Source organism: Bradyrhizobium sp. USDA 4538, assembly GCF_024171045.1.
GTDB lineage: Bacteria > Pseudomonadota > Alphaproteobacteria > Rhizobiales > Xanthobacteraceae > Bradyrhizobium > Bradyrhizobium australafricanum.
Window position 1 is genome coordinate 239412 of the sequence record NZ_JALJZE010000001.1, and the last position, 20904, is coordinate 260315.

A 20904-nucleotide genomic window follows, 5' to 3' on the forward strand; every position below is an offset into this window, starting at 1 on the left:
GTTCATTCCCGCGGAGAATATGCATGGATCGTCTGGCGGCGATGGAGACATTCGTGCGGGTGGTCGAGACCGGCTCGTTCTCCGGCGCAGCGCGGCAGCTTCGCGTGGGCCAGCCGGCGGTCTCGAAATCGGTCGCGCAGCTCGAGGAGTTTCTCGGGGTCAAGCTGCTGACCCGCTCGACCCATGGCCTCACGCCGACGGAAGCGGGGCTTGGCTATCTCGAGCGTGCCCGACGCGCGCTGGAAGAGGCTGCGGAAGCCGAATTGGCGGCGCGTGGCGCCGGGGCCGGCCTCAAGGGCCGATTGCGGGTCTGTGCGGCCGTCACCTTCGCACGCATCCATCTCATTCCGATGCTGCCGAGGTTTCTCGCGCAGCATCCCGATCTGGAGCTCGAGGTCGTGCTCGATGACCGCCAGATCGACCTCGTCCAGGAGGGCATCGATGTCGCGCTTCGGATGGGCAAGATGACGGATTCGACGCTGACCGTGCGCCGTATCGCGCGATGCCAGCGCTTCGTGCTGGGCACGCCTGCCTATTTCGACCGCGCCGGCACGCCGTCGACACCAAGCGAATTGAGCCGGCATCAGGCCGTCGTCTATCTTCGCGAGGGCAGCGTGTGGTCCTTTCAACGTGAAAGTACCGAATTGGCCGTCACCGTGCGGAGCCGATTGCGGGTGACCGCAGCCGAAGGCGTCCGTGCTGCGGTGCTCGCCGATGCTGGGCTCGCGATCGCATCGGAATGGATGTTCACCCCGGAGCTCAAATCGGGCATCGTGCGCGCGGTCCTGCGGGATTGGAGCCTCCCAGCCCTCGATCTCTGGGCCGTGCTTCCGACCGGACGTGCAGCGACCGCCAAGGCACGCGCATTCGTGAGCTTCTTCGAGCGCAGCTTCAATGCATGACGCGTCATCGGTGGCTTGAAGCGGTCGATGCTTATTCTGGACAGGAATAAGCGCTAGTCGGACGGCAGCGCTACCCGACGTGGCCATCTCCTTTAGCTTCCTGCGTGTGAGTTCAACAAACCGGACGGCTCCGCCGTCCACCACGCAGAAACCAAGGAGAACCGTCATGTCGCTGCAAGCCAGGCTCGACGCTTTCAAGGCCGATTTCGAAGCCGGAAAGCCGCCCTACAACGTTCCGCGACCAGTCATCGATATCATGCACCGCGCCACCGCGGAGCTGATCGCATCCGGTACCGCCCAGCGCGCCAGGAAGGCGGGCGATGTCGCCCCCGCCTTCTCGCTCCGCGATCCCGAGGGCAACATCGTCAACTCGACCGATCTGTTGAAGCGCGGCCCGCTGGTGCTCAGCTTCTACCGCGGCGTCTGGTGCCCATATTGCAACATGGAGCTGCAGGCACTCGAGGCGGCCAAGCCGGAATTCGATAGATACGGCGCCGCGCTGGTCGCGATCTCGCCGCAGACCGCGCCGAACAGCCGCAAGTCGGTGCGCCAGAACAAGCTCTCCTTCCCGATCCTGTCCGACGTGAAGGGTCAGGTCGGCGAGGCCTTCGGACTGCGCTTCCACCTGCCCGACTATCTGGTCGAGCTCTACAAGCAGCTGAAGAACGATCTGCCGACGTTCAACGACGATCCGAGCTGGACGCTGCCGATGCCGGCCCGCTACGTCATCGGACGAGACGGCGTGATCCTCTACTCCGAAGTCAACCCCGACTATACCCGCCGACCCGAGCCCGAGGACATGATCGCTGTCCTCCAGCAGGCGACCGTGAAAGCATGACAGCGCGCAGATTGGCCGGTGGCGAGTGACCAGCGGCTGCTTTCCTCTCGCAGGCTAGGCATGTGCGGCCGGCGTACTCCCCTCCGGATCGGCGGGCGCGCCGGCGCCGGCCAACACATCCCCGGAGTGTTGCGTCTTTCGCCACTGCGCCGGCGTCACGCCCATGTGGCTCTTGAAGGCGCGCTGAAAGGCGGCCTCCGATTGATATCCGACCATCTCTGCCACGGCGCCGGTCGAAAGCAATGATCCCTTCAACTCGTTCGCCGCAAGCGTCATCCTGATATCAGTGAGCAGATCGCTGGCCGATCGCCCGAGCTTGTCCTGGAACTGCCGCGCCAGCGTGGCGCGCGACATGTTGCAAAGCCGTGCGAGCTCCGGCAGCGACCACGCATGCGCGGGCTCCTTGAACATGGCGGCCACGGCCGGTGCGAGCCTGGGATCGCCGACCAGGGCGAGAAGTCCCCGTGACGTTGCATCGGTCTCGCTGGCAAGCCGCAGCACAAGCGCGAACATTGCCGTGGACAGCGCATTCAGCATGGCGTGGCCGCCCAGATGATCGTCGGCCGTTTCGCTGCGCATCAGCGACACGAGCCCGGCGAGCTGCGCAGCCGTTCCCTTTCCCGCACGCGTGCCGGCATGCACGACAAGACGCGGCGGAAGATAACCGCGCAACAGACGGTCGTGTGGCGGTGCAATCGCGAAGTGCCCGCACAACAGGTCAAGCCGTTCGTCCGATCCGAGGTTTTCGCTGATCGTGAAATTCTCCGCCGCCCGGTTGCGCGCCGGCAGCGGTGTCGCCCCGCTTCCGTCGTGCATCACGTGTCGCGGGTTGCCGGGAAGCAGGAGAATATCGCCGGGCTTCAGCAGCAACGGCCGTCCGCCCGCGGCGTCGTCCAGGATCGCCGAGCCGGCAAGCACCGCATGATAGGGGATTTCACTGGTTACACCCGGTCCCTGCTCGATACGCCAGGGGACGCTGTAGCTGCAGCGCAGGTCGAGCCGCCCGCGCACCGGCATCATCTCGAACAGCCGGCTCAGCCAATCCATAGCCAAATTCCCCTGAAGCAGCACTTGAGACGATTGAGCATATAAACGAGCAATATGAACATTCAATGTCTCAAATCTCGATCCTAATGTCACTCCGCAATCGTTCACCACCCCGAACAAGGAGTGCCACCATGTCTCGTCTCTCAACCCCCAATCTCGAAACCGATACCGGCCCGTCGGGCCAGATCTACGCCCAGATCAAGAAGGCGATCGGCGCCGTCCCGAACACCTACGCGGCGATTGCGGCCCACGGTCCGGCCGCGCTCAAGTCGATCCTCGCGGCCGATGCCGTGCTGACCGGCGGCAGCCTGCCCCGGCGCGACCTGGAGGTCGTCAAGCTCGTGATCAGCGCAGCCGGCGGCTGCGATTATTGTGTCGCCGCGCATTCGCATCTCGCCAGGCTCGCCGGCGTGAATGCCGATGTGCTCAAGCAGATCCGCAACGGAGCGCCGACCGGTGACGCCCGGCGCGATGCGCTCGTGCATTTCGTCCGCAAGCTCGCGCAGTCGAGCGGCACCGTCAGCGACGGGGATTTCGCCGCGATCAAGTCCGCCGGCTACAGCGACGCACAGCTGGTCGAGATCAGCCTGGCGTTTGCGACCACGGTCTTCACCAACGTCTTCAACCGCATCAACGACACCGACATCGACTTCCCGGCAGTCGCGTGAAGCGACCGGGCGATGTCACGCGAAAAGGATCACGACCATGACCACGCTTGCCAACACCACACAAAATCCGCTTGTCCGCGCGCTTCATAGGTCCGGCCTGCTCGCGGAAGATCTCGACTATCACGTCGTCCGGGCCGCGATGGTGATCATGTTCCTGTTCTTCGGTTACCAGAAGTGGTTTCCGTACGAGTTCGAACGGCTGGTCCCGTTCATCAGCAACGGGCCGCTGATCTGGTGGCTGTACCCAGCGTTCGGCCACGCCGGCGCCAGCTACTTCCTTGGCGCCTCGGAGTGGACGTTCGGTTCGCTGCTGCTCGCGGGCTTCTGGGACAAGCGGCTCGGCGTGCTCGGCGCCCTCGGCTCGACCGGAACCTTCATCGCGACGGTCACCATCATTCCGTTCATGCCTGATGGCTGGGACGTTGCCGCCGGTGGCTTCCCCGCGATGACCGGCAACGTGCCGTTCCTGATGAAGGACGTCGTTCTGCTCGCCGTCTCGCTCTACCTGCTGCGACAGGACGTGGTTCGTCTAATCAGGCAATAGCTGATCACGATTGATCGCCGGTGGGCCTCGGGCGTGCCGGCGATCGCGCGTGGTATTGAGCAGACGCAGCATTTCTCTCGAACACAACGACATGGCAGTCACTATTGCTGCACGGTCCGGCGGCCCATGCTCTTTAAGAACCGAGCCATAACCCATTGCCGAACTTGCATAATGCGTTGAAAATCGGCCACGCGCTCCGCGCGATCGGCTGCGCTGTCGCCCGCTCGACGACGCACCGCCGCTTCCATGCACGAATGATCCGGTAGCTCTCCGGCCATGAACATAGTTCCGCCGCGCGGTCTGCGCTAAGAAGGAGCGCCGGTGTTGTTCTGGGGTGAGTTGATGAAGAAGGACGACGTCACATGCCCGCGTTGCGGGGCTGGATTCCGACGCCTTGAGCTGGCATCCAGGTCAGGAAGTGAGGGCGAGTATCGCTGCCCGGTTTGCGAGACGACCCTCGAGCAGTTCGATGGCGACAAGCTTGTCGCTTACCGCCTGACCATCCAACCCTCGATTCGCGGGTTGAAGACCTAGCGGCCCCGCTGCATGGAATGCCGCCGGAGCAAAATCCGGATCACGATCTCCGCTTCAGGACATAGCTGTCCATGATCCAGCCGTGCCGCTCACGCGCCTCGCGTCGCGCGGCGACGATGCGAGGACCCACCTCTGCCAGTTCTCCCGCCATGACGATCTGATCGGGCATGCCGAGATAGGCGCCCCACCAGATTTGCAGTCCGGCAGGATCCAGCGTCTGGAAGGCGGCGCCGCCGTCGAGCATCACGACCACGGTGTCGAGGCCGGGCGGCCAGCCGCCCTCGCGCAGCCGCCGGCCGGTCGTGACGAGGAACGGCTCGCCGATCTCATTAAGCGGCAGCGCATGCGCCGCGCACAGCGCCTGGATCGACGTGATGCCCGGGATCACCTCGATCGATGGCAACGGATCGAGCCGGCGCGCAATCCGCAGGCTCGAATCGTAGAGCGAGGGATCGCCCCAGATCAGCAGGGCGACGCGTCCCTCCCCGCCGAGATGGCGCGCGATTTCCTTCGACCACGTCGCGGCGATCGCATCGTGCCAATCGTCCACGCCCTTGCGATAGTCCTCCTCACCGGCGTCACGCACCGGCAGGTCGAACTCGGCAATGCGTGTGCGGTCGTTGCTCAACGCTTCCGCGCAGATGGTGCGACGCAACTCGGCGAGATCCGACTTCGCCGTCCCCTTGCGCGGGATCAGGATCAGGTCGGCGGCATTGATCGCGGCGGTCGCGGCGAAAGTGAGCTGCCGGGGATCACCACAACCGATGCCGATCAGAGACAGCGTCAACATAGCCGCGTCACCCTCGTTCCGTCGCCAGCGCACCGAACAGGATAACGGCAGCCGCCGTGGCCGCGCCTGCCTGCGTGAGCTGTTCGGCCAGCGCTGCGATCGTGGTGCGAAGCAGCCGCTCGTCGGCGTGGCCGAGCGATTCCGCCAGCAGTGCGGGAGTGTCGGGCGCGAGGCCGTGCGCGATCAGCCTTGCGGCCAATGCCGGGAAGGTCCGCCGCCCCATATAGACGACGGTGGTCGCTTCCGGATCGGCCAGCGCCGCCCAGTTCAGGTCCGCAGGCAATTCGCCTGTCACATCGGCGCCGGTGACGAACTGGACCCGGCGCGAGGTCAACCGGCGCGTCAGCGGAATGCCGGCCTGCGCGGCGGCAACCGACGCCGAGGTCACGCCGGGAATGATCTCGTAGCCGATGCCGGCCACGCGCAGCGCTTCGATCTCCTCCTCGAGCCGTCCAAAAATGCCGGCGTCACCGGATTTCAGCCGCACCACCCGCACGCCGGCGGCGGCATAATCGACCAGCAGCCGGCTGACATGGTGCTGCTTCGCCGACAGGCGGCCGGCGCGCTTGCCGACCGCGACGAGATTGGCGCCGGAGCGCGCGAGATCGAGGATCGCGCCCGAGGCGAGATCGTCATAGAGCACCACATCGGCCTCGCGTAGCCGAGCCGCTCCCTTCATGGTCAGGAGTTCGGGATCGCCGGGACCGGCCGAGACGAAGGAAACGAATCCGCTCACCGGTCCTCCGCAATCAGATGGAAGAATGTACCCGTCGCACAGCCGCGCCGCGATCCGGTCTCCGCAACGATCGTACCGGTCGCATCACGCACCACCGCGAGCGGCGTGTCGGGCTGCGCGATGATCGTCGAATAGTGAAACTCGTGGCCGCGCAGCCGTGCGCATGGGCCGTGGCCGGGCATCGGTGCGGCAAGCTCGGCGACCCGGTAGCCCAGATGCATGCGGCGCTTGGCATAGCTCGTCTCAAGGCCGAGCAGGCCCGCCATCTCGTGGCGCACGCCGTCGGCGTCGGTCAGCGCGGCGCCCAGCACCATGTAGCCGCCGCATTCGCCGTGCACCGGCCGCGTCGCGGCGAAGGCGCGGAGCCGCCCGAAAAATCGCCTGTTGGCCGCAAGTCGGCCGGCATGCAGCTCGGGATAGCCGCCGGGCAGCCAGCACACATCGGCGCCCGAGTCGGGGCCTTCGTCCGCAAGCGGCGAGAACGTCACGATCTCAGCGCCGGCCGCGCGCCAGGCTTCCAGCATGTGCGGATAGACGAACGAGAATGCGGCATCGCGCGCCAGCGCAATGCGCTGGCCGGGCGGCGTGATGTCCAGCCCACGCACGGCTGGTTGTGGCGACCAGACGCGCGCCGATCGCAGCACGGCGTCGAGATCGACATGCTCGGCGACGAAGCGTGCGGCTTCGTCAATCAGACCGTCGATTTGAGCCTGCTCTTCGGCCTGTACCAGGCCGAGGTGACGCTTCGGCAAGGCGATCTCGGCGTGGCGCGGCAGCGATCCCAATACCGGAATGCCCGCACCTTCCATGGCATTGCGCACCAGCGCTTCATGCCGCGCGCTCGCGACGCGATTGAGGACGACGCCCGCAAGCCGAACGCCGGCGCGAAAATCACGCAATCCCGCCGCGACCGCCGCCGCGGTCTGCGCCTGACCGGAGGGATCGATCACCAGCAACACCGGCCACTCCATCATCTCGGCGATGTCGGCGGTGGCGCCGGTCCCCGAGACGCCCCGCGCGGCGACGCCGTCGAACAGTCCCATCGAGCCTTCCGCCAGCACGAGATCGGCGTCCGCGCCGCGGCCTGCCAAATGCGCGATCGCTTCGCGCGCCATCGCCCAGCTATCGATGTTGACCGACGGGCGTCCCGTGGCGACCGCGTGAAAGGCGGGATCGATGTAATCAGGCCCGCTCTTGAGGCATTGTACCTTGAGACCACGATTGCGATAGGCGCGCGCCAACGCCAGGGTCAGCGTCGTCTTGCCGACACCGGATGCCGGCGCAGAGATGACGAGCCCCGCGGTCATTGCGATGATTCCGGAAAACGCGGCGCCACCCCGACCGGACGGTAGCGACGGTCGTAGTCAGCTGCATAGAGACGGCTCTCGGCGAATTCGTCCGCGCCGAGCGTCTTGCCGACCAGAATGAGCGCAGTGCGTTCGAGCTCGGGGCCGACGGCGGTATCGAGCGTCGCGAGCGTGGCGCGCACGATGCGCTGGTCCGGCCAGCTCGCGCGCCAGACGATCGCAACCGGGCAATCCGCGCCGTAGTGCGGCGTGAGCTCGGCGATGACCTTGTCGAGCAGATGGATCGAAAGATGGATCGCCAGCACCGCGCCGGTCGCGGCAAAGGCTGCGAGCGTCTCGCCATCAGGCATCGCGCTCGCCCGGCCCGGCGTGCGCGTCAGCACCACCGATTGCGCAAGGCCCGGCAGCGTGAGCTCGGCCTCCAGCGCCGCCGCGGCTGCCGAGAAGGCCGGCACCCCCGGCGTGACCGAATAGGGAATCCGCAACGCGCGCAGCCGGCGCAGCTGCTCGCCCATCGCCGACCAGATCGAGAGATCGCCCGAATGCAGCCGCGCGACGTCCTTGCCCTCCGCATGCGCGGCAGCGATCTCGGCGATGATTTCGTCGAGCGAGAGCGGCGCGGTGTTGACGATGCGCGTATCCGGCGGGCAATGCGCCAACACACCTGCAGGCACCAGCGATCCGGCATAAAGACAAACCGAGCACGAGGCGATGAGATCGCGCCCGCGCAGGGTCAGCAAATCGGCAGCGCCGGGTCCTGCGCCGATGAAATGCACCGTCATTCGCCGTCTCCTTCCGCGATCGCCGCAACGGCCATCCGGTCCGGTGACGCGGTCCTGATCGAGATCAGGCGCGCACCGCGCCCTGCTGCAGCGATCGCCGCAGCTTCGGCGACCGAGCCCGTTCCGAATCTCGCCTCGATGAACTCGGATTGCGTTGCAGTCTTTATTTCAGCCAGGACCCCGGCGGGAATGCTCCGGACCGGCAGCCCCAATTCCCGCGCCAAGTCCCTCAATGCCGCCGCATCGGCCTTGTCACTCACCGTTGCAATTGCCGCAAGGCCGTCGGAACCGCCGGCCGCGTCGAGGGCGCCGCGCAAGGACGCGACACTGGCATTGCGCCTGAATCCGAGACCAGCGACCTTCATCGGAGCGCGCTCCATTGCACGATCGGCCGCGCGGCCTTCCAGCCGCGATAGCGGCCCAATGGCTCGGCCTGCGCGATCTCGACCCGCATCAACTCGCCGCCATGACGCTGGTGCAGATCGCAGAGCAGCGCCTCTGTCTCCAGGGTCACCGCATGCGCGACCAGCCGCGTGCCCGGCGCGATCTGCGACCAGATCGCATCGAACATATCAGCGTCGAGGCCGCCTCCGATGAACACCGCATCGGGCGCCGCGAGGTCCGATAAAGCGCCGGGCGCCTCGCCCTCGCTGACTGTGATCCGATGCGTCAAGCCGAAGCTCGCCGCATTGCTGCGGATGTTGGCGGCGCGTTCGGTGCGGGCTTCGACGGCGATCGCCGTCCCTCCACACAGCGCCCATTCGATCGAGATCGAGCCCGAGCCCGCGCCGACATCCCACAGCCGCTCACCGGGCCGCGGCGCAAGCGCCGACAGCGCAAGCGCGCGGACCGGCCGCTTTGTCAGTTGCCCGTCATGCACAAAGAGCGCATCGGCAAGACCCGAGCTGCTTGCGATTCCCTGCGCTCCCCGCGCCTCCAGCGCGACTGCGACCAGGCTCTCGCCTGAATCACCCGCATACGAGTCGGCGCGATGCTGCGTGATAGATTCACGCGGTCCGCCAAGCGCCGCAAGCGTCCATATTGCCGACGCCCCCCAACCACGCTCCGTCAGCCAGCGCGCAAGGTCGGAAGCTGCCTTGCCGTCACGCAGCAGGCAGATGATCCGCGCATCGCGCACGAGATGCGGTAACAACCGTTCAAACGGTGCGGCATGAAGACCGAGACAGACAGCATTCTCGATACGCCAGCCCAAACGAGCCGCCGCCAGTGAGAACGTCGACGGCGAGGAGTGCGCGACCCACTCGCCGGCCTGCAGCTTCTCGACAAGGCTTCCGCCGACGCCATGCCAGAACGGATCGCCCGACGCGAGCACCACCGTCGGACGGCCGCGACAGCTCAGCACGATGTTCGCATCGAACGGCACCGGCCAGGCACGGCCGCGGTCGGCGATGCCGGCGAGCGCGAGGTGCCGTTCGCCGCCGAAAACTGTTTCGGCTTCACGGAGCGCCTTTCGGCTTGCATCGGAGAGGCCGGCAAGGCCATCTTCGCCGATGCCGATGATGGTCAACCAGGGATTATCCATGATGCGCGCCCTGATCCTGGGCGGAACGGCCGATGCCAATCTGCTCGCCGCTGCGATCGCAAGCGCGGGGATCGACGCGGTCTATTCCTATGGCGGCCGCACCCGTGCGCCGGCTGACCAGCCATTGCCGGTCCGCAGCGGTGGTTTCGGCGGCGTCAGCGGTCTTGCCGACTATCTGCAACGCGAAGCCATCACGCATGTGGTCGATGCGACGCATCCCTTCGCGGCCGAGATGAGCCGCAACGCCATCGCGGCGTGCGCGCAGACCGCAACGCCGCTGCTCGCGCTCGAACGCGCGCCCTGGGACAAAACCTCCGGTGATCGCTGGATCGAGGTCGCGGACGTCGTATCCGCAGCCGCGGCCTTGCCGGACAGCCGCGCCAGCGTGTTCCTCGCGATCGGCCGCCAGCATATCGCGCCGTTCGGCAACCGGCCGCAGCATGCCTATACGTTGCGTTTCGTCGACCCGCCCGAGCAAGCGCTGCCATTGCCCGATGCCGACGTCATCGTCTCGCGCGGCCCCTTCACGCTCGAGGGCGAACTCGCGATGATGCGCGCACGTCGCATCGAGTGGATCGTCGCCCGCAACTCCGGCGGAACCGGCGCGCGCGCCAAAATCGACGCCGCCCGCGTGCTCGGCCTTCCCGTTATCATGATCACGCGGCCGCTGCTGCCCGACAGGCCGCGGATGGAAAGCGTGAGCGAGGTGATGCAATGGCTCGGTCATCGGACCTGCCTCGGCGCATAGACCCAGCGGCCGACCCGCCGTGTCGCCGAATTGCCGACGATCACGAGCGTCCGCATGTCGGCCATGTCTGGCCTTGCGTCGCGCAGTTCGACCGTCTCGATCCGCTGCTCGGGCGTGCTGACGGAGCGCGCGAACACCACGATCCGCTCGTCACAGCCGGCCTCGCGCAAGATCTCGAGCGCGCGCCCAAAACCTTCCGGCCGGCTGGCCGAGCGCGGATTGTACATCGCGATCGCGAAATCCGCTTCGGCCGCAAGCCGCAGGCGTTTCTCGATCAGCGGCCAGGGCTTGAGATTGTCGGAGAGATTGATCGCGCAGAAATCATGACCGAGCGGCGCGCCGGCGCTTGCCGCCGCCGCCAGCATCGCCGTCACGCCGGGCAGAACGCGAATCGGCAGGTCGTGCCATTGCGGCGCGTCCTCCAGCGCTTCGAACACAGCCGATGCCATCGCAAACACGCCGGGATCGCCTGAGGAAACCACGACGACGTGGCCTCCTTCCGACGCGAGCCGCAGCGCGTCAGCGGCGCGCTGCAACTCCACGCGATTGTCCGAGGGATGCAGCGTGAGCCCGGCGCGCGGCGGCACGCGCGTCACATAGGGCGCATAGCCGACGATGTCGGTCGCGGCCGCGAGCGCAGCAGCGACCTCCGGCGTGATCAGCGCCTCGGCGCCCGGTCCGAGCCCCGCGATGGTCAGCGTGCCGGTCATTGCGCGACCTCCCTGCGCCGCCCCTGCCCGTGCACCAGCACGATCGCAAAATAGGGACAATCGGCCTCGCCGACATCTGCAAGCCGTGCGACGCGCTGATCCGGCATGGTGCCGCGTTCGACCAGCCACGCATCATCGAGGCGCCCCGCGAACGCCAGCGCGCGGCGAATCTTCGGAAGATTGCGACCGGTCTTCATCACGACCAGCGCGTCGGAGCTGCGCATCCGCTCGGCGAGCTCCGCCTCCGGCAGCGTCCCCATCAGAACGGTCGTCACATCGTCGGCCAGCGCAATCGGCTGCCCCACCGAATTCCAGCAGCCGACCATGCCGGGAATGCCGGCGATCACCTCGATCTCGACACGCCCCTGCAGCCGCGCATGCAGATGCATGAACGAACCATAGAAATAGGGATCGCCCTCGCAGAGCACGACGATGTCGATCGCGCGCGCAAATCGCGCCAGGCGCTCGGCCCATTCGTCATAGAAGTCGGCCAGCAGGCGCGCATAGTCCGGACTGTCGAACGCGATTTCCGTGGTGACCGGATATTCCATCGGATATTCGCTGACGTCTGCGGCGAGCAAGCCTTCGACAATGCGGCGTGCCTGCCCCGGCTGGCCCTTCTTGCGAAAATAGGCGACGTGCTTCGCGGCACGCACAACGCGGTCGGCACGCACGCTCATCAGGTCCGGATCGCCTGGGCCGAGGCCGCAGCAGATGATGCGTCCCATCGCTATTCGCTCCGGCTCGCCAGCGCATTGACGGCGGCAACCGTGATCGCCGAACCACCGAGCCGTCCCTCGACCGTCAGCGCCGGCGCGGGCGGCTCAGCCATCAATGCCGCCTTGGATTCCGCCGCGCCGACAAAGCCGACCGGACAGCCGATGATCGCCGCCGGCCGTGGGCAATCGGGATCCTCCAGCATGTTGAGCAGATGGAACAGCGCCGTCGGCGCATTGCCGATCGCGACGATGGCGCCGCCCAGATGCGGCCGCCACAGCTCGAGCGCCGCCGCGGAGCGCGTGTTGCGCATCGATTGCGCGAGCGCAGGTACCTTGACATCACCGAGCGTGCAGATCACGGCATTGCCGGCCGGCAGCCGCGCGCGCGTAATTCCCTCCGACACCATGCGCGCGTCGCAGAGGATTGGCGCGCCCTCCTGCAGGGCGGCTCGCGCGCGCGCAGCCATGCCCGATGTGAAGCGCACATGCGCTTCCAGGCCTACCATGCCGGCGGCATGGATCATGCGCACGACCACCGGCTCTTCGTCTGGCGTGAAGCGGGCAAGGTCGGCCTCGGAGCGGATGGTGGCAAAGGACTGGCGATAGATCGCTGCGCCGTCGGTCTCGTAGACGTGCGGCATCAGCGGCCTCCCGTCAGCACGGAGGGATTTGCGACGAGGTACGAACTGCTCAACCCTCGGGTGACCGGCGCATCCCGCGTCGTGCCGCGGCAGATCAGATCAAAGCCGTTGTCTGTCGCAACGAGGGTAACATCCGCAGAACCGGAATGGGCACAGCCCTTGGCGCAGCCGGAGACGTGAAGCCGCGCATCAGGTGGGATATGCCGCGCGAGCGCCGACGCCAGCATACGCGTATCCGCATGCGCATCGCCGCAGCGCGGTGCGCCGCTGCAGGTGACCACGCGCAGCCTCGGATCGCCGGCATCAGTCACGAGGTCCGCCCCACCCGGCATCTCGCGCATCCCCTCCACCAGCATCATCCGCCACGGCGTCATGCGGAGAGCCTGCGCGCAACCGGCGAGATCGTTGAGCGTCTGGTGCGGCATCTGCCCGAAGGCGACGCCGACCATCGCGCCCGCCGGATAGAGGCCAGGCGCAGGGGCCGCCGATCGGGCCACGGGCTCGGCATCGCCGCGAAGTGTCTCGGGAACGCTCGCGCCGCCCGCCAGATGAGCCGCCATCCGCCGTTTCTCACCCTTGGTTCCGCCGGCGGCGACGAACCACTCGGCCAGCGCCAACGCCGTCCGCACAGCCTCGCTCCGCGTGACCGAAAGCCCGCACTGTGCGCCATCGGCACGTACCAGCAGTCCGCCGTTGCGATCGCGCTCGATCCTGACGTCGGCGGACGCGCGCGCCAGCATCCGCGCATCGCCATCATCGATTGCGAAGCCGAACTTGGTTGGAAGATCAAGCGAGGCACCGGCAAGCCCCTGCTCAAGCTCGGTCGCAAGCGAGCGCGTCTCGTCGGCGGCAGTCCAGAACGGCGTCACCAGAATGTTGCGCTGCGCCTCGATGTCCGCGCCCGCGTCCAGCAACCCGAGCTCAGCGAGCCCATCGACCAGGGGCGGATAAGCTTCATCGCTGACGCCGCGGATCTGGAGATTGGCGCGGCTGGTCAGGTCGATCAGGCCGTTGCCGTATCGCGCCGCCAGCCTGGCGATTCCCGCTGCCTGCGCCGCGTCCAACCGTCCGCCGCGCGGGCGAATGCGCACCACGAGGCCATCGCCTGATAGCATCGGCCGCAGCGCGCCTGGACACCAGCCCTTGACCGCAACCGCACTCATGAGGCCTCCTGCAGCGCAGCCGCAATCGAATTGCGCCGCGTCTGCCAGAGCGAGGCTTCATGCAATCTCATGAAGCAGGTTTCGATCGCAGCCAGCGCCGCCGCGTTCTCGCGCGCCATGAAGCCGCGAACCTCGTCATTGCCGAGCGTCGCATCGTAGTAGAGATCGAACAGATGCGGCGGCACCGCGCCGGCAAGATGGGCGAACGCCGCCATGTGCTCCAGCGTCGCCGATATCTCGGCGGCACCACGGAAGCCATGGCGCATCATGCCCGCGATCCAGGCAGGGTTGGCGGCACGCACCCGCACCACCCGTGAAATTTCCTCGGTCAACGCGCGGGCATGCGGCTGATCCGGCCGCGTCGCATCGAGGTGATAGAGCGACGGAACTTTTGTGCCAAGGCGCCGGGCGGCCGCCGCGATGCCCGCCTCGTGCGCGGCATAGTCCGCCGCCAGCAGCAGATCGGTCTCCGGCAGATCCTGAGTGTGAACAAAACTGTCCGCAGCCGCGAGCCGCGCCTCGATGCCGGCGCGATCGGGCCGCATCTCGCCGTCGGATGCGAGAGCCCACGACGATGCCGACAGCCAGGCTTCGCCGGCCGCCTCGCGCGCCTCCTCGGTGAAGACATCCGACAGCGACGCAATGCCAACGCCATAATGTCCGGGGCGAGGACCGAACACGCGCGCGATGCGCTGCCGGTAAGGATTCTCGTCCGCCTCGTCGCTGCGTTCGGACAACGCCTCCGCTGCGGCTTCGAACAACTGGGCCAGCCCTGAGAAGACGTCGCGGAACAGCCCCGACACCCGCAACGTGACGTCGATGCGCGGCCGGCCGAGCTCCGCCGGCGCGATGATGTCGTAGCCCGACACCCGCCCCGATCCATGATCCCAGCGCGGCGCGATGCCGGCGAGGTGCAGGGCCATCGCAAAGTCCTCGCCGGCGGTGCGCATCGTCGAGGAGCCCCAGAGGTCGACCACGAGTCCCTTCGGCCAGTCGCCGTGATCCTGCAAATGACGCCGCAACAGCTCCTCGGCGAGTTTCACGCCTTGGGCATGCGCCGACGGCGTCGGCACCGCGCGCGGATCGACCGCAAACAGATTACGTCCGGTCGGCAGCACGTCGCGGCGTCCGCGATAGGGCGAGCCCGACGGCCCCGGCGCCACGCGCCGCCCCGCGAGCGCATCGCGCAGCGCCGCCCTCTCCGCCTCACCGCAAGCGCCCTGCCCGAACACATGCAAGCCGTCGCCGAATTGGCTTTCCTTGAGGTCGCAGACGAAACGATCGATCTGCGGAATGGCCTCGGCCGCGGAGACCGACGCGGCGAGACCGAGATCGTCCTCCAGCCCGGCGATGCGCGCTTCGTCGCGGATCGCGGCGATCAGGCGCTGCCGCCGCGCCGGATCGAGACCGTCGGCGGTCGAATACTCATCGAGCAAGCGCTCGAGATTGCGCAAGCCTTCCGGCACCGCGGCCTTCGCGAGCGGCGGCGGCAGATGGCCGATCGTCACGGCACCGATCCGGCGCTTGGCCTGCGCCGCCTCGCCGGGATCGTTGACGATGAAGGGATAGACAACAGGCAGATCGCCGATCAGCGCCTCCGGCCAGCATGCGGGCGACAGCGCAACCGACTTGCCGGGCAGCCATTCCAGCGTTCCATGCGCGCCGATGTGGACGACGGCATCGATGGCCTGCTGCCTGAGCCACAGATAGAACGCGACATAGGCATGGCGCGGCGTGCGTGAGAGATCGTGATAGTCGGCGTCGCGCTGCCCTACCTCACCGCGCTCCGGCTGAACGGCAATGACCGATTTGCCGCAACAGATCGCAGCGAAATGAAATGCGCCGTCACGGCAATCCCGATCATCCTCCGGCGCGCCCCATGCGCGGCTGAGATCGTCCTGCAGCAGTTCGGGAAGGCCGGAAAGCGCCGCGCGATAGTCGGCGACGTTCCACGTCAAAGTCCTCCGCAAAAGAATGTCGCCTAGCGACCGCACCGGCTCAAGGTCAAATCCCGCAGCCGCGAGATCGGTCAGCAACGCCTCGACTGAAGCCAGCGCATCGAGGCCGACGGCATGCGCGATCTGATGCGGGCGGCCGGGATAGTTCGAGAGCACCAGCGCGAGCCGCTTCTCCTGTGCCGGCTTGCCGGCAAGCCGATGCCAAGCGGCCACGCGTGCGGCAATTGCAGCGACGCGCTCGGCATCCGGTCGATGCGCAAGATGCGCGAATTGCAGCTCGGGATCGCGCTCACCAGGCGATTTGAAGCTCACGACCCCTGTGAACAGGCGGCCGTCGACCTCCGGCAGCACCACATGCATCGCGAGATCGCCCGGCGACAGGCCGCGAAGCGACAAGGCCCAATCCTCGCGCCGCGCGGTCGACAGCGCGACCTGGAACACCGGGCATGATGCGGCGTCGAAGGGCGTCGTGCCGTCGTCACCGGCCGCGGAAAACGCGGTCGCATTGACGATCGCCGCTGGAGCGCATTGCGCGAACTGAACGCGCAGCCAATCGGCCACGCCCGCCGCCTTCAATGAAGTGACGAACACGCCATGAGCATCAAAGCCCCGCTCACGCAATGCATCGATCAATGCATCGACCGGTGCCGTGTCGCCGGCCGCGAGATAAGAACGATAAAACGTAACCAGCACGCGCGGCCGGCCATCCGGTGCCGGCAACGCCGCGATGGCTCCGCGCCGGGGATCGTAGACGCCGATCTCGGGAAGATCGATCTCGCCGACCACCGGCCCGGCATAGAGTCCGGACGCCAGCGCCAGTTGCGCGATCACGGCCTGAGCGGCAACCGGGCCGCCCTTGTCGCACAACACCTTCAGACGGCGCAGCGTCGAGACCGGCAAGGTCGAGAATTCATCCAGCCGCTGATCGTCGCGGCCATCGGCCGGCAGCACGACCAGGGCGATGCCGCGCTCCTTCGCCAGCCGATGCACCGCGGCCAGCCCGTATGACCAATAGGGCTCGCCGCCGATCAGCCGCACCAGAATGCCGCGGGCGTGCGAGAGCGTCCGCTCGATATAGGTATCGACCGACAGCGGATGGCGCAGCTCCGCGAGATTGGCGAGCCGCAGCGACGGCAGCGCAGCACGGCCGCGCCGCCAGCCGGCCGCGAAGGCAGCAAGATCGCTGTCGGAAAACGACAACACCACGAGATCGGCCGGATCCTGGCCGAGGTCCCTTGGCGTCGCGGTCTCCTCAAGGCCGCGGCTCTCGCGGAAGACGACGTGCATCAGACACCAAGCCGTGCCCTGATCGCGGCTTCATCGATGTCGGCATGTTCGCCGATCACGACGAGCTTCGACTGCCGCGCCCGGGCACCCCAGGGCATGTCGAACTGATGCCGCACCCGCTCGCCGACCGATTGCACCAACAGCCGCATCGGCTTGCCTTCGACCGCGATGTAGCCCTTGGCGCGCAGCACGTTCTGCTCGCGCGCCAGCCCCTTGATCGAGGCGACCAGCGCGTCGACATCCGAAACTTCCGGAAGATCGATCACGACGGAATTGAAATCGTCGTGCTCGTGTTCCTCCTCGCCATCGTGATGCGACGGCCGCGCCGCGAGATCGCTTTCCGCCGCCGCCCCGAGCCCGAGGATCACGCGCGCGTCGATCGTGCCGTCGACGACGGGCAACATCGGCACCTCGCGCGGCATCTCGGCCGCGATCACCGCTTTCGCTGCCTTGATCCCCTCCGCCCCGGCGAGATCCGCCTTGGTCAGCAGCACGATATCGGCACAGGCGATCTGGTCCTCGAACACTTCCGACAGCGGCGTCTCGTGGTCGAGATTGTCGTCCGCTGCACGCTGCGCATCCACCGCGGCCGGATCAGGCGCAAAACGGCCGGCGGCGACGGCCTCGGCGTCGGCGAGCGCGATCACGCCGTCGACCGTGATCCGCGAACGGATCTCCGGCCAGTCGAACGCTTTCAGCAGCGGCTTCGGCAGGGCGAGCCCCGAGGTCTCGATCACGATGTGATCGGGCTTCACGTTCCGCGCCAGCAACTGCTCCATCGCCGGGATGAAATCGTCGGCGACGGTGCAGCAGATGCAGCCATTGGCGAGCTCGACGATGTTCTCGGCCGGACAATTGGCGTCGGCGCACGACTTCAGGATGTCGCCGTCGACGCCTTCGCTGCCGAATTCGTTGACCAGCACCGCGAGCTTCTTGCCGTTGGCATTGCGGATCAGATGCTGGATCAGCGTCGTCTTGCCGGAGCCGAGAAAGCCGGTCACGACGGTGACCGGAATTTTGGCGAGCGTGGTCATTCTGCGGCCTCCGGCACGACGGGAAGAGGTGGAATGCGGGCGAGCGATTGCTTGCGGAAGATTTCCGGACGGCTGCGCCACGGCACGATGCCGTCGGGCGCCGCCGCATAGGCGGAGGCACCGGCGATCACATCCGCGGCATTATCAGCGGACAGTCGGCCGTAGACATAGGACCAGCGCCCCGGCGCGCTGAGCGCGACCGAGCAGCCCTGGCTGCAGGCCGACAGGCATGCGACGGGAACCAGATTGACGTCATCGGGCACGCCGGCCTCGACAAGCGCGGCATGCAGGCGTGCACCGGGCGCGAGTTCACCTTCCGCCGACGTCTGGCCGGCGCGGCAGGTGATGCAGACATGAAGTGTGACGCTCATCGCCCTTCCTGGATTGACAGCGGGAAGCGATGAGGCACACGAACCGATTTTGGACAGGTTCGTTCCCCGTCGCGGAACACCCCGTCCGCCGGTTTCACAACATGCTGCGTTGGCAGGTCTCCCGGCTTGCGGAGCAGGTTTTACCCTTCGATGCCCACCTTCCCGACTCCGTATGGAATCAGTGGCTTGGGCATCTCTCCGGTCACGGTCGCGGGGGCGGCTGCGCTTCGGGCCCGATTTAGCGGAGCCCTATCGCATTCCCTCTTCGCCTGTCGTAGGACAGGAACCAACGCAGGACCACCATTCGTCCAAGCCTCGCACTTGTCAAGCCGAAGGAATGTGATGACTTCTGATGGAAAGGACGCTGAAGACGGCGCCGTCGGCACCGATCTTTCGCCGGATGCGCGCCACGCGGACAAGATGGCGAAAAAGAAGGCCGCCCGCGACCGCATCATGGCGACCAAGAGCGGTGAAAAGGGCCTGATCATCGTTCATACCGGCGCCGGCAAAGGAAAATCGTCCTCCGCGTTCGGCATGATCGTGCGCTGTGTGGCTCACGGCTTTCCCTGCGCCGTGGTGCAGTTCATCAAGGGCGCCTGGGATACCGGCGAGCGCCGCCTGCTCACCGGGCATTTCGGCGATCTCTGTCAATTTCACGCCATGGGCGAAGGCTTTACCTGGGAGACGCAGGATCGCGCCCGCGACATCGCGGCAGCGCAAGCCGGCTGGGAAAAGGCCAGGCAGCTGATCGCGGACCCGAGCCTGCGCATGGTCGTGCTCGACGAGATCAACATCGCGCTACGCTACGATTACCTTGCGATCGCCGATGTCGTCGACTTCCTGACCACGTCGAAGCCGCCGATGACCCATGTCGTGCTCACCGGGCGCAACGCCAAGGAGGAGCTGATCGAGATTGCCGATCTGGTCACCGAGATGACGCTGGTAAAGCATCCGTTCCGCTCCGGCATCAAGGCCCAGCCGGGCGTCGAGTTCTGACGGGCATCACGATGGCGCGCGCATTGATGATCCAGGGAGCCGGCTCGGACGTGGGCAAATCGCTCATCGTCGCCGGCCTCGCCCGCGCCGCCCGACGGCGCGGCCTGCGCGTGCTGCCGTTCAAGCCGCAGAACATGTCGAACAACGCCGCCGTGACCGTCGATGGCGGCGAGATCGGACGCGCGCAGGCATTGCAGGCGCTCGCCGCCGGCGTCGAGCCGCACACCGACATGAACCCGGTGCTGCTCAAGCCCGAGACCGATGTCGGCGCCCAGATCATCGTGCACGGCAAACGGATCGCCACCGCACGCGCGCGCGAATATGCCGGCATGAAACCATCGCTGATGGGCGCGGTGCTGGAGAGTTTTGCGCGCCTGAAGCAGCGCGCCGATCTGGTGCTGGTCGAGGGCGCCGGCAGCCCCGCCGAGGTCAACTTACGCAAAGCCGATATCGCCAATATGGGTTTTGCGCGCAAAGCAGACGTGCCCGTGGTGCTGGTCGGCGACATCGACCGCGGCGGCGTGATCGCGCAGCTCGTCGGCATCAAGACGGTGATCGACCCTGATGATGCCGCGATGATCCAGGGCTTTATCATCAACAAATTCCGCGGCGATCCGACATTGTTCGATGACGGCTATCGCTTGATCGAAGAGCGCACCGCCTGGCGCGGATTTGGCGTGCTGCCCTGGTTCGTCCGCGCCGGCGAACTTCCGGCCGAAGATGCGCTCGGGCTCGGCGAGGCGCGCAAGCCGGGCCAGTGCAAGATCGCGTTCCTTGCGCTGTCGCGGATCGCCAATTTCGACGACCTCGATCCGCTGAAGCTGGAGCCCGGCGTCGATCTCGTGATGGTACGTCCGGGCGAAGCCATCCCAGGTGATGCGAAGCTCGTCATCCTGCCCGGCTCGAAATCGACCCGCGGCGATCTCGCCTTCCTGCGCGCGCAGGGCTGGGACATCGATCTCTTGGCACATCATCGCCGCGGCGGCCATGTCCTCGGCCTGTGCGGCGGATATCAGATGCTTGGTCAGACCGTCGCCGACCCTGAAGGGATCGAGGGGCCCGCCGGCGAAACACGCGGCCTCGGGCTGCTCGATGTCGCAACCACCATGACCGAACAGAAGACGCTGACGCGCGCCAGCGCGGTGCATGCCGCGACCAGCCAGCCGATCAACGCCTATGAAATCCATATCGGGCGCACCGACGGCCCGGATCGCGCGCGGCCCTTTGCATCACTCGACGGTACGGCTGAGGGCGCTGTCTCCGCAGATGGGCGCGTTCACGGCAGCTATCTGCACGGCCTGTTCGCCTCGGACGATTTCCGCAAGGCGTTCCTTGCACAACTCGACATCGCGGCGGCTGATCAGCCCTACGGCGCCAGGGTCGAGAGCGCACTCGACGCGCTTGCCGAGCACATCGAGACCCATCTCGATGTCGAAGGCCTGCTCGCGCTGGCGCGTTAAAGCGAGATGATTCCTTCTCACCTCGCCCCGCGTGCGGGGAGAGGTCGGAACGCATCGCTAGATGCGTTCCGGGTGAGGGGGAGTCTCCGCAACCGCAGCTGTCGCCGAATATGCGGATGCGGCCCC

General features: G+C 66.8%; 21 protein-coding genes and 1 riboswitch. Of the genes, 7 read left to right on the forward strand and 14 right to left on the reverse strand.

The features are described from left to right. Positions 1–23 precede the first annotated feature (23 nt). Both J2R78_RS00995 and J2R78_RS01000 read left to right on the forward strand, forming a co-directional pair. Entirely contained in the window at positions 24–902 is an 879-nt protein-coding gene (locus J2R78_RS00995; RefSeq protein WP_253609401.1) for a LysR family transcriptional regulator, read from the forward strand. 166 nt (positions 903–1068) lie between these two features. After that, complete coding sequence (locus tag J2R78_RS01000; protein ID WP_253609402.1) at positions 1069–1740, forward strand: peroxiredoxin-like family protein; 672 nt, start codon at positions 1069–1071, stop codon at positions 1738–1740. 54 nt (positions 1741–1794) lie between these two features. On the opposite strand, the gene J2R78_RS01005 is transcribed toward J2R78_RS01000, so the two are convergent. Continuing rightward, positions 1795–2787, reverse strand: a complete 993-nt coding sequence (locus tag J2R78_RS01005; protein WP_253610050.1) for an AraC family transcriptional regulator — start codon at positions 2785–2787, stop codon at positions 1795–1797. A 131-nt stretch (positions 2788–2918) separates the two neighbouring features. On the opposite strand from J2R78_RS01005, the gene J2R78_RS01010 reads away from it, so the two are divergent. Then, on the forward strand, positions 2919–3455 hold the full coding sequence (locus J2R78_RS01010) for a carboxymuconolactone decarboxylase family protein (RefSeq protein ID WP_253609403.1): 537 nt from the start codon (positions 2919–2921) through the stop codon (positions 3453–3455). A gap of 37 nt (positions 3456–3492) precedes the next feature. Further along, positions 3493–3999 (forward strand): YkgB family protein, encoded by a 507-nt coding sequence (locus J2R78_RS01015; RefSeq protein WP_057015903.1) that lies wholly within the window; start codon positions 3493–3495, stop codon positions 3997–3999. A 574-nt stretch (positions 4000–4573) separates the two neighbouring features. Here the strand turns inward: J2R78_RS01015 and cobF are convergent. From cobF to cbiE, 6 genes are read right to left on the reverse strand one after another with little or no spacing between them, the layout of a single operon-like run. Next, complete coding sequence (gene cobF / locus J2R78_RS01020; RefSeq protein ID WP_253609404.1) at positions 4574–5323, reverse strand: precorrin-6A synthase (deacetylating); 750 nt, start codon at positions 5321–5323, stop codon at positions 4574–4576. A gap of 7 nt (positions 5324–5330) precedes the next feature. Then, positions 5331–6059 carry a uroporphyrinogen-III C-methyltransferase gene (gene cobA, locus J2R78_RS01025; protein WP_253609405.1) on the reverse strand — a complete coding sequence of 243 codons (729 nt, stop codon included), beginning with the start codon at positions 6057–6059 and terminating at the stop codon, positions 5331–5333. Continuing rightward, a complete protein-coding gene (locus J2R78_RS01030) occupies positions 6056–7366 on the reverse strand; it encodes a cobyrinate a,c-diamide synthase (protein WP_253609406.1) in 1311 nt (436 codons plus the stop codon). Before J2R78_RS01030 ends, cobA begins: the two co-directional genes overlap by 4 nt. Beyond that, positions 7363–8148 (reverse strand): precorrin-4 C(11)-methyltransferase, encoded by a 786-nt coding sequence (gene cobM, locus J2R78_RS01035; RefSeq protein WP_253609407.1) that lies wholly within the window; start codon positions 8146–8148, stop codon positions 7363–7365. The genes J2R78_RS01030 and cobM overlap by 4 nt, the downstream gene beginning before the upstream one ends. After that, the gene (locus J2R78_RS01040; RefSeq protein ID WP_176936762.1) at positions 8145–8513 is read right to left on the reverse strand and encodes a cobalamin biosynthesis protein; all 369 of its coding nucleotides are present in this window, start codon (positions 8511–8513) and stop codon (positions 8145–8147) included. The genes cobM and J2R78_RS01040 overlap by 4 nt, the downstream gene beginning before the upstream one ends. Continuing rightward, a complete protein-coding gene (cbiE, locus tag J2R78_RS01045) occupies positions 8510–9691 on the reverse strand; it encodes a precorrin-6y C5,15-methyltransferase (decarboxylating) subunit CbiE (RefSeq protein ID WP_253609408.1) in 1182 nt (393 codons plus the stop codon). The genes J2R78_RS01040 and cbiE overlap by 4 nt, the downstream gene beginning before the upstream one ends. Here cbiE and J2R78_RS01050 point away from each other — a divergent pair. Beyond that, on the forward strand, positions 9690–10439 hold the full coding sequence (locus tag J2R78_RS01050; protein ID WP_253609409.1) for a cobalt-precorrin-6A reductase: 750 nt from the start codon (positions 9690–9692) through the stop codon (positions 10437–10439). The genes cbiE and J2R78_RS01050 overlap by 2 nt on opposite strands. Here J2R78_RS01050 and cobJ read toward each other — a convergent pair. Genes cobJ through J2R78_RS01085 form a run of 7 tightly spaced genes read right to left on the reverse strand, consistent with a single transcriptional unit; the run spans position 10415 to position 18322 of the window. Continuing rightward, positions 10415–11149 carry a precorrin-3B C(17)-methyltransferase gene (gene cobJ, locus J2R78_RS01055; RefSeq protein WP_168857099.1) on the reverse strand — a complete coding sequence of 245 codons (735 nt, stop codon included), beginning with the start codon at positions 11147–11149 and terminating at the stop codon, positions 10415–10417. The genes J2R78_RS01050 and cobJ overlap by 25 nt on opposite strands. Next, positions 11146–11877, reverse strand: a complete 732-nt coding sequence (locus J2R78_RS01060) for a precorrin-2 C(20)-methyltransferase (protein ID WP_253609410.1) — start codon at positions 11875–11877, stop codon at positions 11146–11148. The genes cobJ and J2R78_RS01060 overlap by 4 nt, the downstream gene beginning before the upstream one ends. A gap of 2 nt (positions 11878–11879) precedes the next feature. Further along, a complete protein-coding gene (locus J2R78_RS01065) occupies positions 11880–12509 on the reverse strand; it encodes a precorrin-8X methylmutase (RefSeq protein ID WP_253609411.1) in 630 nt (209 codons plus the stop codon). Then, positions 12509–13672 (reverse strand): precorrin-3B synthase, encoded by a 1164-nt coding sequence (cobG, locus tag J2R78_RS01070; protein ID WP_253609412.1) that lies wholly within the window; start codon positions 13670–13672, stop codon positions 12509–12511. The genes J2R78_RS01065 and cobG overlap by 1 nt, the downstream gene beginning before the upstream one ends. Beyond that, entirely contained in the window at positions 13669–16917 is a 3249-nt protein-coding gene (cobN, locus tag J2R78_RS01075) for a cobaltochelatase subunit CobN (RefSeq protein WP_253609413.1), read from the reverse strand. The genes cobG and cobN overlap by 4 nt, the downstream gene beginning before the upstream one ends. Further along, a complete protein-coding gene (gene cobW / locus J2R78_RS01080) occupies positions 16917–17951 on the reverse strand; it encodes a cobalamin biosynthesis protein CobW (RefSeq protein ID WP_253609414.1) in 1035 nt (344 codons plus the stop codon). The genes cobN and cobW overlap by 1 nt, the downstream gene beginning before the upstream one ends. Then, positions 17948–18322, reverse strand: a complete 375-nt coding sequence (locus J2R78_RS01085) for a DUF1636 domain-containing protein (RefSeq protein WP_253609415.1) — start codon at positions 18320–18322, stop codon at positions 17948–17950. Before J2R78_RS01085 ends, cobW begins: the two co-directional genes overlap by 4 nt. Positions 18323–18415: 93 nt before the next feature. Continuing rightward, positions 18416–18628, reverse strand: a riboswitch (cobalamin riboswitch). Between the two features lie 36 nt (positions 18629–18664). Between J2R78_RS01085 and cobO the strand changes: the two genes are divergently transcribed. Together cobO and J2R78_RS01095 are read left to right on the forward strand one after the other, a co-directional pair. Further along, entirely contained in the window at positions 18665–19318 is a 654-nt protein-coding gene (gene cobO, locus J2R78_RS01090) for a cob(I)yrinic acid a,c-diamide adenosyltransferase (RefSeq protein ID WP_168857103.1), read from the forward strand. A gap of 11 nt (positions 19319–19329) precedes the next feature. Then, positions 19330–20778, forward strand: a complete 1449-nt coding sequence (locus tag J2R78_RS01095; RefSeq protein WP_253609416.1) for a cobyric acid synthase — start codon at positions 19330–19332, stop codon at positions 20776–20778. Positions 20779–20904 lie beyond the last annotated feature (126 nt).